Genomic DNA, 12,887 nt, shown 5'->3' with positions numbered 1-12,887 from the left:
CCTATCGATAATGCAAATAAAATCGCTTTATTTACAAAAAAATAAAAGAAGCTAACCTATTGATTAGCTTCTTTATTCGTTAAATTTGAAATTCAGGATCATCTTCTTTTCGTTTATCCATCATTTCTTTCATTTTATCAACAGCTTGTGGCGCTAATTCAATTATTTTATCGATGACGTGTGTTTGTTTATCTAAGTGCAATACTTTCACACCATCTCCATTTATAACAAGAAAGGCAACAGGATTAATAGAAACTCCTCCACCACTTCCCCCGCCAAATGGATGACGGCCTGAATGTTCTACTCTACCAAATTCACTTCCACCAGCAGCAAATCCGAAACTTACTTTCGAAACAGTAAGAATTACACTTCCATCTGCCGCTTTAATTGGGTCACCAACAATTGTATTTACATCAGTCATTTGTTTTAAATGCTGCATTGCTGTTGTCATTAAACCTTGAATTGGATGGTCCATTCTATATCCCCCCTATGCTTGAACAGATTTTTCTGTCATACCAGATTTTTGCTGCCTCATAAATATGAGCAATTTCATCGCTGTTTTTATAGTGCGGAATATACGAAAAGATGCTGTTAACTCGCATCTTGATGCAAATCCCTTCCCTTGAAAAACAGGAGTAATTTCAAATTCTGGTACATCGACAATATGCATATATTGTCCGACAACTCCAGCAGCCATACCTTTTGTCCCCCATGCATATCCAGTGACAATTCCAGTACTAGCTGCGTCGCCTGCTCCAATTTGCGTATGCCATTTCCAACCATTGATTTTCACTCGTTTGAGAAAATCTTTAACGATAGTATGAACTTTTTGAAGCCTTTTTATCAGTTCCCCAATACTGTCAAGTTGCGCCATAATTTTATTATCTAGTCCGCCGTCCTCTTCAGCTTTTTCGATTTTCTGTCCTGTCTTTTTCTGCTGTTTTTCAATTCTTTCCAACACATCAAATGTATATCGAATCATCCATATTTTCACTTGAAATAAACATTGCTTTTCCATTTCTGAATATAAAAATGTCACCTTAAGCGATATTTTCGACAATAGTATAAGCAAAATAAAAAGGAGAAGAATTATTATTCCAATTACGAGCCACTTCATACGTATCATCCTTTCACTCCATACCCATTATCGACAAGTTTATTCATCGTTAAACAGAGTTTTATAAGATTGAATATAAAAATTTTTCTAAAAATAAAAAGGTATTTTGACAATTTATATCGAAATATATTATTTGAACATATCATCAGGGAACGGACTCTAATGATATGCAGCACGAAAAACAGAAAATTTAACTGCAGTGGAGGGATACATAATGGCAGATCGTCGCAATTTATTTTTCTTTTATGGTGATGACAAAGCAACGCTCGTTGAAAAAATGAAACCAATCTATCGTATTTTAGAAGAGAATGGATTTACCATATTAGATCATCCAAAAAATGCAAACGCTATCGTCAGTGTTGGAGATGATGCAACCTTCTTACAAGCCGTTCGTAAAACTGGTTTTAGAGAAGATTGCTTATACGCAGGGATTTCTACGAAAGATGAAACTTCGTTCTACTGCGATTTTCACATTGATCACATTGATACAGCCCTTCAAGAAATTACAAAAAATGAAATTGAAGTGCGCAAATATCCAACAATTCAGGTAGATGTAGATCATGGTACATCTTTCTATTGTTTAAATGAGTTCTCATTACGTTCTAGCATTATTAAAACATTCGTTGTAGATGTTCACGTTGATGATTTATACTTCGAAACATTTAGAGGGGACGGTTTAGTAGTTTCTACCCCAACAGGAAGTACAGCTTACAATAAATCATTGCATGGTGCAGTTGTTGACCCACTTATTCCATGTTTCCAAGTAAGCGAACTAGCATCTTTAAACAACAACACTTACCGTACGCTCGGTTCACCGTTCATTTTAAATCACGAACGTACATTAACTTTAAAACTAAGACCAGACGGTAACGATTATCCTGTTATCGGCATGGATAACGAAGCGCTTAGCATTAAACAAGTGGAAAAAGCTGTTGTACGCTTAAGCGATAAACAAATTAAAACAGTTAAATTAAAAAACAACTCTTTCTGGGAAAAAGTACAAAGAACGTTTTTATAGAATTAAAATAACCGCAGAATTATGGAATTCCATAATTCTGCGGTTGTTTATTTCTCTAACTATTAGTTGCTATTTTTGTCGGTAAGTCGATATATTTCAATAATCGCTCATATATTTTTACATACCTTTTCTATAGACAACTTGGCCATCTATTACGGTCATTTCTGCTTGTACTTCTTTCATTTCTTCTGCCTCAATTTCAAAAATATTACGGTCTAATATCGTAAAGTCTGCTTCATATCCTTTTATAATTTGCCCTCGCTTCGCTTCTTTTCCGATTGCATAGGCACTTCCTGTTGTAAATAGAGAAACAGCCTCATATACCGTTAATCTTTCCTCAGGCATATAGCATACATCGTCAATAAAACTTCTACGTGTAACAGCGCTATATATGCCTAAAAATGGATTCACTTGTTCAATTGGTGCGTCAGACCCACCGTTGCAGCGTAATCCTGCTTCCAGTAACGTCTTCCAAGCGTATGCATAACGAAGACGACGCTCGCCTAGTTTTTCAATGACTGACGGGAAATCTGAGGAAAGAAAGACCGGCTGTATATCGATAATAGCCGACAAGTTTTTCATTCTTTCAATCAACTCTTCACGAGCAAGCTGACAATGAATAATACGGTCACGTAACCCTTTTGCTGGTGGATATAATTCGAGTGCATTAATGACATATTCAAGCGATAAGTCACCGATAGTATGAATCGCAACTGGCATATGTAAGTCTCGTGCTTTCTTCACTAATTCTGCAAGTTCTTCACGTGAGAAAATTGCAACCCCATTCGTTTCCTTCGCATCTTCATACGGTTCACTTAATAATGCTGTTCTTCCGCCAAAAGAACCGTCAGAAAAAATTTTCATTGCCCCAAATTCAATATAATGTTCATTTTCATATTCTTTTCGTTCTTGTGCTACTTCATGATGAACGAGCAAATGTGCTTTAAATGGCATTTCTTTTATAACGTGAGAAAACGCATTATGCGTTTTTCTAAAGCCACCATAGTAATTTAAATCTTCCGTATGCCCGCCAACAAGTCCATATTGCCAACAATCTTTAATCGCTGTTTGCAGAGCTCTTTGTAAATAAGCTTCATCAATTTCTGGCTGAACGTGTTTAATTAATTCTTGCCCTTGTTCATATAAAAGTCCTGTTAACTTATTTGATGAATCCCTGCCAATTTTCCCGCCTTTTGGATTTTGCGTCGCTTCTGTTATGTTCGCTTCTTGCAATATGTATGAATTCACCCATGTAACGTGACGACAAACTCGCTTTAATAAAATGGGATGTTCTTTCGAAATTTCATCTAAATCACGCGCATGAACATCTTTCGTATCTGTAAAGTTATTTTCATTCCACCCTTCTCCAATAACCCAAGATCCCTTTGGTGCTTCTTCCACTCGCTTCTGAACAAGAGTAAGCACTTCACCATAAGATGTACAATTTGATAAATCTAGACGGAGTAATCTCTCCCCATGCCCAATAAGATGCATATGGCTATCAACGAGACCCGGAATCATTGTTTTTCCTTTTAGGTCCTGCAACTTAACGTTTGAATATCTACTTTCTAATTCTTCCTTACTCCCAGCATCAACGATTATGCCATTTTCAACATAAATAGCTTCTACTTTTTCATTCTTTTCTCGCATTGTGTAAATGGTGCCGCCATACCAAATTTCTCTCATATATCCCATCTCCTTTATTTTATTGTATAAAAAAAAGCACCATTTCAAAACATGGTGCTTTTCTAAAAATTACTTTTGTTCAGTAGTAGACGTTGTAACTTGCCATTCAATATTAAATTTATCTTTTACTTGTCCGTATGCTGGGCTCCAGAATGTTTCTTGAAGTGGCATGATAACCTCTCCACCTTCTTGTAACTTATCGAATACTTCTTTTGCTTTTTCTGCATTACTAATTTGAATTGCGATTGTTACTTGAGATCCGATTGCATGCCCTTGACCTGGGAATGTATCAGAAATCATAAGATCCGTATTACCAACTTTTAAAGTAGCGTGTAAAACGCGCTTTTTCGCTTCAGCTGGAATCGGGTATTCTGGATTTTCAGGCATGTCACCAAAAGTTTGCATGACTTCTACTTTTGCATCTAAAACCTCTTTATAAAACTGTACAGCTTCTTGCCCACTACCATCTAAAACTAAGTACGGATTAATACCTAAAATCATACGGACACCTCTTTTTTAAGTTTATAAAATCGAACTTGTGTTCGTTTTTATATTATCATTGTTTTGCATTTCATTCAACTATTTACTTCACTGTTTTCAAAATTATTTTGACGGAATCTCCATCTCTTGTTTTCTAAGTTCAATACGGCGAATTTTTCCAGAAATCGTTTTTGGTAGTTCATCTACAAATTCAATTTTGCGAGGGTATTTATATGGTGCAGTGAGTTCTTTGACGTGTTGTTGGAGTGTTGGAATTAATGTTTCTTCGTTCTTTTCTATATTCTCTCTTAATACGATAAATGCCTTCACGACACTTCCGCGAATTTCATCAGGACTTGCGACAACCGCACATTCTCTTACGTAAGGATGTTTTACAAGCGCATCCTCTACTTCAAACGGCCCGATTGTATAACCAGAGCTAATAATGATATCATCACCACGCCCTTCAAACCAGAAGTAGCCATCTTCATCTTTCTTCGCTTTATCACCTGTAATATAATAATCACCGCGGAATTGCATCGCTGTACGCTCATCGTCTTTATAATATTGTTTAAAGAGTGCCGGCGTTTCAATGTGAACTGCAATATCACCAACTTCGCCTACTTTAACTGGAATACCTTCCTCATTTACGATATCGACGTGGTTACCTGGCGTTGGTTTCCCCATTGATCCTGGTCTAATATCCATCCCTTTCATTACACCAACAAGTAGTGTATTTTCCGTTTGCCCATAGCCGTCTCTTACTGTAATATCAAAGTGCTTTTGGAACGTTCCAATAACTTCTCTATTTAACGGCTCACCTGCGGATACAGCGCTATGTAACGCCTCTAAATTGTACTGGCTTAAATCTTCTACCTTTGCCATTAATCTATACTCAGTCGGTGTACAACAAAGCACATTCACCTTATTATCGTCTAATAAATTTAAATACGTTTTCGGTTCAAACTTGCCGTTGTACACAAATCCTGTTGCCCCTGAACCGAGAGTTGCTAAAAACGGGCTCCAAATCCACTTTTGCCACCCTGGACTAGCCGTTGCCCATACAACATCATTCTCTTCAATTCCGAGCCAATTCGGGGCGCTTGTACGTAAATGAGCGTATGCCCACGCGTGAGTATGAACGACACCTTTCGGGTTTCCTGTCGTCCCTGACGTGTAAGATAAAAAGACCATATCTTCTTTATCTGTTTTCGCCATTTCTAACATGTCACTTTCTGTTTCTAATGCTGTTTTTAAATTGATCCATCCGTCTACTGACTGCTCGCTCAGGACGAATTTTTGAAGAGATTCCATTGCTTCTATATCATCAAACTGTCCAATGTACGGCTCATAGCTTACTATCGCTTTTACTTCGCCATGTCCAATTCGATATTCGATATCTTTTTTACGCAACATTTCCGAACTTGGAATTACGACAAATCCTGCTTTAATCGCAGCGATATACGTCATGTACGCTTCAATTAAACGCGGCATCATAATAAGGAGCTTGTCCCCTTTTTGTAAGCCACTTTTTATAAAAGCGTTTCCAATTTTATTTGCACCTTGCATTAATTCAAAATATGTAACTTCTCGTCTATTCCCTTTATCATCTTGCCAAATTAAAGCAAGCTTCTCTTTATCGTCTGTATATTTCTCTATTTCTGAAACTAAATTATAAGATGGTGGTGCCAACAATTCCTCTCTCTTCATAAACATCCTCCTTTTTCTTTATGCCTCCCTTATATAATAAAGAATTTTCAGTAAATTTTGAACCCTCTTCTTTTGACAATTTTTTTATGCTTTTGTCGAAATGAATTTATACTAATATGAACAACAAAAAGAAAGAGCGAGAGAACCCGCTCTTTCTAAGCCATCATATGGGATTATTTTTGGTAACCGCCTAATTGTTGCTCAGCTAGTGAAACTAGACGTTTAGTGATTTCACCACCAACAGAACCGTTAGCGCGAGCTGTTGCATCAGCTCCAAGTTGAACACCAAACTCTTGAGCGATTTCGTATTTCATTTGGTCTAATGCTGATTCAGCACCAGGAACCGCTAATTTATTTGTGCTACGTGACATGTTGTATCACCTCCTTGTGAGTATAGAGTGTGATAAACAACATGACTTCATACACGTTTTAGATATGGTAATTTATGGTTTTAGAAAAGTTCTTCAAATTTTTCTTCTTCCGCCACTACTTCAACCGTTTGTAATACCATTGTTTCTTTGTTCGCTACAGCTTCTTCGATTAACGGTGTGAAATCGTATTTCGCTTCAAATCGATTTGCTTTTTCACGCTTCGGCTTCGTCGCCGGGCTAGCTGGTGTGAATACTGTACAGCAATCTTCGTATGGACGAATTGAAATATCATACGTGCCGATTTCTTCAGCAATTTTAATAATTTCTAATTTATCCATCGTAATAAGCGGACGAATAACTGGGTAGTTTGTTACTTCGTTAATCGTATGCATGCTATCTAATGTTTGGCTTGCTACTTGTCCAAGACTTTCACCAGTCGTAATTGCAAGTGCGTTACGCTCCTCAGCAATCTGCTCTGTAATACGCATCATCATACGGCGCATAACCGTCATTGAATAGCTAGATGGGATTTCTTTATTAATCGTTTTTTGCACTTCTGTAAACGGAACAAGGTGCAGCGTTACACGTTTACAGTATTTCGTTAACCCTTGTGCTAAATCGATTACTTTTTGTTTTGCACGCTCACTTGTGAAAGGTGGGCTATGGAAGTGAACTGCTTCCACAGATACGCCGCGTTTCATCGTTAAGTACGCTGCTACCGGGCTATCAATACCACCAGAAAGAAGTACCATTACTTTTCCACCAACGCCAACTGGTAAACCGCCAGCTCCCATGTGCTCACCACACATAATATAACTATAACCACTGCGAATTTCTATACGTACATTCACATCTGGATTATGAACATCTACTGTTATATCCTCTGTATTTTCTAAAATGTGCCCACCGATTTCTGGAAGTAACTCCATCGTCTTCATTGGGAAGCGCTTATCAGAACGATGCACTGTAATTTTAAATGTTTTCACATCATCTTTTACTTGTAAGAAAGCTGCTAATGCACCTTTTTTAATGTCTTCTAATTCTGATGGTACTTTCATCGCTAAGTTAAACTTATGAATACCAAATACGTCTTTCAATCTTTCAGAGATTGCCTCATGATCTTCACCGTTTAACTGGATGTACATACGGTCATGCGTTGCATCAATTTTAATGTTTGGGAACTTTTTCAGTTTGAACTTCACGTTATCTTTTAATGTGCTTACAAATTTAGAACGGTTCTTACCTTTTGTCGTCATTTCTCCGTAACGCACTAAAATATATTCATATGTCATCATATTTCTTTACCTCATCACTTCATATAATTTTGGCATTGTCTCTTTTACAATACCTTCAAATTGTTTTACTTCTTCCATCTTGTTATCTGGTGCCAAACTAATACGAATAGCGCTTGCAGCTGCTGCATGCGGCACTCCCATCGACACTAACACTCTGCTTACTTCATTTGCTTTTGAAGAACAAGCTGATTTCGTTGACACATATACACCGTGTTCTTCTAAAGCATGAACGACTACTTCTGGTTTTAAACCAACAAATGATACATTTAAAATGTGCGGTGCTGCATATGCAAGCGATGTATTAATCGTCACATCTTCCATCTCTTTAAAGAAGCTGACAAGCTCCGCTTGTAAACCTTGCAAATGAGCTACCTTTTCTTTCACTTGTTCCATTGTCATGCGAAGTGCTTTCACCATCGCTACAATGCCAGGTAAATTCTCTGTACCAGAGCGATACTTAAGCTCTTGTTGACCACCTGATAAAATCGGATCTAATCTTACGCCATCACGTATATAAAGAAGACCCGTTCCTTTTACACTGTGGAATTTATGTCCAGATATTGAGCAAAGATCAATATGAGAAGCATATAAATCAAGCGGTACTTTTCCTATCCCTTGTACATGATCTACATGGAATCTTATTTTCGGATGATTCGATAATAAAGTTCCAATTTCAGCAACGGGCTGAATTGCTCCAGTTTCGTTGTTCACATGAATAATTGATACAAGAATCGTGTCTTCACGAATTGCTCGTTTTACATCCTCTACCGATACAACACCGTGCTCGTTAACCGGTAAATATGTTACATCAAATCCGAGTTCTTCTAATTGCTTATATGCCTCAAACACAGACGCGTGTTCAATATTTGTTGTAATGATATGTTTACCGCGCGAACGATTCCTCATTGCTATCCCTTTAATCGCAAGGTTGTTTCCTTCCGTTCCACCTGATGTGAAAATAATTTCAGAAGGTTTAACGTGAAGAAGCTGCGCTGCAATCGTTCTTGATTGTGTTAATAGACGCTCTGCCTCTCCTCCAAGCGAATGAATAGAAGAAGGATTACCAAAATATTTCCCAGCAACCGTCACGTACGATTGAAGAGCTTCTGGATATGGCTTCGTCGTCGCACTATTATCAAAATAGATCATCGTTCTTCCCCTTTCAGCGCTATCACATCATATAATCATATCATAAATACGTGTCATTACGCTAAGACTACGCAAAGGTTCCGTTTTATCCCGATTAGTGAATAATAATAATTAGTGAGATCCCCCCACTGATTACAGTTTCACTTTATTTTGAAACGAATAACCTTACTGTATTCCGCTATTCATTATAGCAACATCGCCTGCAAAATTACACAAAAAAACAAACCCTTTATGAAAGGGTTTGTTCATTGTCTACATATTCAGCTATTTTTTGAACAACACCAGGTTCAAGTTGCTCTAGTACAGAAGCTGCTTGTTCTAAAGCTGCATCGTATTGATATTCACGGAATAATTTCTCCGCATAATTTAAGCTTTCTGCAAGGCTTTCATCATGACTGCGGTAACGGTTACCGTATTGAATTAATTTTTCAACTAAATACGCTTGTCCAATTAACTCTTCTGTCATTTCAGCTACACCGTTCACAGTTGTGTATGCTTCTTCTAAACTGCTATTTACAGCGTTCATATTTAACGGCTTCACTTCTAATTGTTCATATACAGCTTGCATTGCCATTTGCCCTCTTTTTAAATCTTCCATAATACTCTCTGGAAGACCTGGCAAATTCGACTTTTGCATAAAGCGTTTCGTTTCGAAAATAGTATTTCGCATTTCTTGTAACTTCTCACGCGCTTCAAATTCTTCTTTACGCATCGTTTGCAGCATCTCTTTATATTCTGCATGAAGTATTTTTAACGTTTCACATTGCTCATAAACCTCTTCTAGTTCCTCACGAATAATAGAGAAGGCAATATCTTGTTCAGCAACGCGTAATTGTAGCATTTCAAAACGTTTCGTTAAAATGTGCATTTGCTTTTCAATTACTTTTTGAGATTCAATATCCTTATCTTGCAATTGATAGCTTTGTTTCACAAGTTGTGTTTCTGTTTTCGTTTCAATCGTTTCGATACGTATTTCTTCTAAGTCTTCATAAACAGAAAGTGTTTTTTGCTCCACATAATGTCTCGCATGCACCTCTTGCTCAAGTTGATCATAGAAACCATCTAAACGAGTTTTTAAGTCTTCCACTTTTTCAGCCGCTTCTGTTATATGAAGCTCCTGTATATCCATTAAACATGTGTTTAGTTGTGTCGTCATATCACGAACTTCTTTAGGGACTTCCAAATACTCTAATACATAACCTTGTCTTACCATATCATTATGACCCTGTAATAAATCTTCCAGTTGAACTGGTAGCGTCGCTTGACACTCTACTAATAAATCTGGAATTTGGTGAATAATGATTTCTAAACCAGCTAAACCTTCTTCTAAACTAATAACAATTTCTCTCGCTTTTAAGTAGTCACCATTATCTGTTGCTTCTTCAAAACTTTTAAATTTATTAGATTCAGCGTCTAGCATCTCTTCGATTTTCTGCTCTGCTGCCCCATACATATGTCTATGAGCAAGAACACTCTTTTTCATACTACGATATGTATCACGTAACCCTTCAATTTCCGAGCTATTTTTCTCATGGCTTTCTAACAATTGCTGTAATTCATTTAAAACACCTGTAATACGATTATCAGCGTCATCTAAACCACTTATGGATTCGTTCATCGCATGCTTTGCTTTTCGGAAGGAGAATTGCGAGGCGAATTTTCGCGCTTGCGCTAAATCTTTGTCAGCTTTCGGAAGGGTTGTTGATACAATTTCATCCCATTCTTCACGCCATTTACCAAACAGTTCTTCTGTTTGACCCGTCATGTTTAAATCTTTTACCCGTTTTAGTTCATCTGCCACAGGTTTATCTTTTATCTCTTGTTTCCACTGCTCCAGTGCTTCAATATCTTTATATGAACGATTTCTTATCACAAGCTCTATCATGAGCAGCACTAGAATAGAGCTTACTACAATGATAACGATCGTCAGGATAGAATCCATGCAAAAAAGCCTCCTAGTTATATCTCTTTTTTTGTCCGTTCCGTTTATGAAATGGAAGGCATTATGTATAAAAAGGGAATTCCCCTATATTTAACAACTAACAATGTACTAATCATACCATGTAATGGCTTGTTTTTGACCTAGTTTTTTTTAAAATTTCATGTTTCTTTCAATGCGATTGTAATCTTTCTCAATATTCCGCCTACCTCACTACCTATCCTCAAATGATTGTAATAACAAACAATCTTTCGTATGAGATACGAAATAAATTTTCCGCATGAGTGGTGGTTCAACAGAAATTCCATGTACATTTCCCTGCCTTACAGACTGCTCTACTGCCCTTTCTGGAAGTAAAGTAATGCCAAGGCCAGCTTTTACCATTGCAAGCATCGGTTCTGCGTAAGATGTTTCCACAGCTATAGTTGGTTTTACACCTATCTCATGAAACATGTTCATAATCATTTTCCTTACATCGCATATTTCTGGATATACAATTAATTTTTCATTTTGCAGCTCTTCTATTTGAATGACTTTCTTCTCTTTATACGGATGATTATTTGAAATGACACAAACAATTTTCTCTTGTTGCACTTCTTTTATATACGTAGCACCTTCTACTACTGAATCGATGAACATCGCGTCGATCTCCCGCGCTTTAAATAAATCTCTTAATACTTCCGTATGTCCGATTTGCCACTCTACTTCGAACTCATCACCTAATACATCTTTACACTCTAATATGTAATGCTCTGCTAAACTCGGTAGTATACCAATTGAAAACTTTCGGTTCTCTTGATACCCCCTCATTTCTGTTTTCACTTCATTTATTTGTTCCAAAATCGGTAGCATTCTTTTTATAAATAACTCTCCTGCCTCCGTTAACTCCACTCCTTGCGCAGAACGCTTAAGTAAAGTAACCTCTAAATCCGCTTCTAACTTTTGAATTTGCTTACTAAGCGCTGGTTGAGATATATGTAAAATTTTACTTGCCTTTGATAAACTTCGCGTATGCTTCACTTCGATAAACGATCGTACTGCCTCCAAATCCATCGTACACACCTCTAACAAAAAGTTATAACCGTTATAAGAAATCGATATTTCCTCCTATAAACAATTACTCTTTATACTTATTTCATCAACTTACTATAACGAAATGCAAAGGGGAAAGATACTCTTGAACAAAAAACAAATGCTACTCGGATCCTTTCTATGCTTACTCGCCGTCACTGCCTGGGGATTTATGTTTCCTGTAATGGCAAATGCTCTGCAATTTATCGATCCGTTCTTCTTCACAACGATTCGCTATGGATCAGCAGCTATTATTTTTCTTATTTTGCTATTAATTACTGAAGGGAAGACTTCACTCCGCTTAGAAAAAAGAACACTTTCTCTGTTCTTTTACGGGACAGTCGGTTTCGCAGGATATGGTTTTCTCGTTTTCTACGGACAACAACTTGCTGGACCTTCCGGAGCAATTCATGCAGCTATGATTCAGTCTCTTATGCCACTGATCGCCTTATCACTGCAATGGGTAACGAAAAATCGTCGCCCACAAAACTACACATTTCTTTGTATGTTCGTTGCATTACTTGGTGTGATGCTTGTCATTTCAAAAGGAAATATTCACTTATTATTTGGAGCTGCAAGCCACTTATCGACAAACATATTAATGCTATGCGGCGTTACTTGCTGGGTCATTTATACAAACGGAGGTGCTCGTTTTCAATCCTGGTCACCACTTAGGTACACGACATTAACTTGTTTATTTGGCTCCATTTCACTCATCGTTATTGTTACTTTCTTAACGTACACAAATATAGTTACTATGCCGTCACTGCGTAAAGTTGTGAGCGTTCGTTTTGAGCTCTTTTATATGTCGATTATCGCAGGAGTTATCGCTGTATTTTGCTGGAATATGGGAAATCGCTATATTTCATCTATTAACGGCATATTATTTATGAATTTAGTTCCTATTCTTGCACTGATAGGTTCTATCTTTCGAGGTTATACAGTCGATAAAATTGAAATCGCTGGAGCAACGTTAACAATTATCGCGCTATTATGTAACAATTTATGGCAAAGAAAAATAAACATAAAACTCCCCACCTCAGTTCGTTAG

General features: G+C 37.2%; 12 protein-coding genes. 2 read left to right on the top strand and 10 right to left on the bottom strand.

Annotated features, from left to right (window positions below; all coding sequences use genetic code 11):
* Window positions 1-79 precede the first annotated feature (79 nt).
* Window positions 80-475: a GerW family sporulation protein gene (ytfJ, locus tag ACLBXA_RS01325; RefSeq protein ID WP_447617086.1), complete on the bottom strand. Its 396-nt coding sequence runs from the start codon at window positions 473-475 to the stop codon at window positions 80-82.
* Window positions 476-487: 12 nt separating this feature from the next.
* Window positions 488-1,126 (bottom strand): DUF2953 domain-containing protein, encoded by a 639-nt coding sequence (locus ACLBXA_RS01320; protein ID WP_000620652.1) that lies wholly within the window; start codon window positions 1,124-1,126, stop codon window positions 488-490.
* A 205-nt stretch (window positions 1,127-1,331) separates the two neighbouring features.
* Between ACLBXA_RS01320 and ACLBXA_RS01315 the strand changes: the two genes are divergently transcribed.
* On the top strand, window positions 1,332-2,135 hold the full coding sequence (locus tag ACLBXA_RS01315; protein WP_000785183.1) for an NAD kinase: 804 nt from the start codon (window positions 1,332-1,334) through the stop codon (window positions 2,133-2,135).
* A gap of 117 nt (window positions 2,136-2,252) precedes the next feature.
* Here the strand turns inward: ACLBXA_RS01315 and ACLBXA_RS01310 are convergent, their stop codons facing one another.
* The 8 genes from ACLBXA_RS01310 to ACLBXA_RS01275 form a co-directional block, all read right to left on the bottom strand.
* Window positions 2,253-3,821, bottom strand: a complete 1,569-nt coding sequence (locus ACLBXA_RS01310; protein ID WP_001207088.1) for an amidohydrolase — start codon at window positions 3,819-3,821, stop codon at window positions 2,253-2,255.
* Between the two features lie 69 nt (window positions 3,822-3,890).
* Entirely contained in the window at window positions 3,891-4,322 is a 432-nt protein-coding gene (locus tag ACLBXA_RS01305; RefSeq protein WP_447617085.1) for a VOC family protein, read from the bottom strand.
* A gap of 102 nt (window positions 4,323-4,424) precedes the next feature.
* Window positions 4,425-6,011, bottom strand: a complete 1,587-nt coding sequence (mbcS, locus tag ACLBXA_RS01300) for an acyl-CoA synthetase MbcS (protein ID WP_000817728.1) — start codon at window positions 6,009-6,011, stop codon at window positions 4,425-4,427.
* Between the two features lie 173 nt (window positions 6,012-6,184).
* Window positions 6,185-6,382, bottom strand: coding sequence for an alpha/beta-type small acid-soluble spore protein (locus ACLBXA_RS01295; protein WP_000091640.1), 198 nt, complete (start codon window positions 6,380-6,382; stop codon window positions 6,185-6,187).
* 80 nt (window positions 6,383-6,462) lie between these two features.
* Entirely contained in the window at window positions 6,463-7,677 is a 1,215-nt protein-coding gene (gene thiI, locus ACLBXA_RS01290; protein WP_000989272.1) for a tRNA uracil 4-sulfurtransferase ThiI, read from the bottom strand.
* Between the two features lie 6 nt (window positions 7,678-7,683).
* The gene (locus ACLBXA_RS01285; protein ID WP_447617084.1) at window positions 7,684-8,826 is read right to left on the bottom strand and encodes a cysteine desulfurase family protein; all 1,143 of its coding nucleotides are present in this window, start codon (window positions 8,824-8,826) and stop codon (window positions 7,684-7,686) included.
* 229 nt (window positions 8,827-9,055) lie between these two features.
* On the bottom strand, window positions 9,056-10,768 hold the full coding sequence (ezrA, locus tag ACLBXA_RS01280; RefSeq protein WP_000377314.1) for a septation ring formation regulator EzrA: 1,713 nt from the start codon (window positions 10,766-10,768) through the stop codon (window positions 9,056-9,058).
* Window positions 10,769-10,978: 210 nt separating this feature from the next.
* Complete coding sequence (locus tag ACLBXA_RS01275) at window positions 10,979-11,818, bottom strand: LysR family transcriptional regulator (RefSeq protein WP_000362525.1); 840 nt, start codon at window positions 11,816-11,818, stop codon at window positions 10,979-10,981.
* A gap of 124 nt (window positions 11,819-11,942) precedes the next feature.
* Here ACLBXA_RS01275 and ACLBXA_RS01270 point away from each other — a divergent pair, with 124 nt between their 5' ends.
* Entirely contained in the window at window positions 11,943-12,887 is a 945-nt protein-coding gene (locus tag ACLBXA_RS01270; protein WP_001036055.1) for a DMT family transporter, read from the top strand.

Source organism: Bacillus sp. D48C (assembly GCF_053345735.1).
Note: the sequence above shows the minus strand (reverse complement) of the source record. Positions and strands in the feature narration are given on the sequence as shown.

Coding starts and splice junctions, on each gene's coding strand:
- thiI (WP_000989272.1), bottom strand. CDS start 7,677: ATGATGACATATGAATATATTTTAGTGCGTTACGGAGAAATGACGACA.
- ezrA (WP_000377314.1), bottom strand. CDS start 10,768: ATGGATTCTATCCTGACGATCGTTATCATTGTAGTAAGCTCTATTCTA.
- ACLBXA_RS01275 (WP_000362525.1), bottom strand. CDS start 11,818: ATGGATTTGGAGGCAGTACGATCGTTTATCGAAGTGAAGCATACGCGA.
- ACLBXA_RS01315 (WP_000785183.1), top strand. CDS start 1,332: ATGGCAGATCGTCGCAATTTATTTTTCTTTTATGGTGATGACAAAGCA.
- ACLBXA_RS01310 (WP_001207088.1), bottom strand. CDS start 3,821: ATGAGAGAAATTTGGTATGGCGGCACCATTTACACAATGCGAGAAAAG.
- ACLBXA_RS01320 (WP_000620652.1), bottom strand. CDS start 1,126: ATGATACGTATGAAGTGGCTCGTAATTGGAATAATAATTCTTCTCCTT.
- ACLBXA_RS01285 (WP_447617084.1), bottom strand. CDS start 8,826: ATGATCTATTTTGATAATAGTGCGACGACGAAGCCATATCCAGAAGCT.
- ytfJ (WP_447617086.1), bottom strand. CDS start 475: ATGGACCATCCAATTCAAGGTTTAATGACAACAGCAATGCAGCATTTA.
- mbcS (WP_000817728.1), bottom strand. CDS start 6,011: ATGAAGAGAGAGGAATTGTTGGCACCACCATCTTATAATTTAGTTTCA.
- ACLBXA_RS01295 (WP_000091640.1), bottom strand. CDS start 6,382: ATGTCACGTAGCACAAATAAATTAGCGGTTCCTGGTGCTGAATCAGCA.
- ACLBXA_RS01305 (WP_447617085.1), bottom strand. CDS start 4,322: ATGATTTTAGGTATTAATCCGTACTTAGTTTTAGATGGTAGTGGGCAA.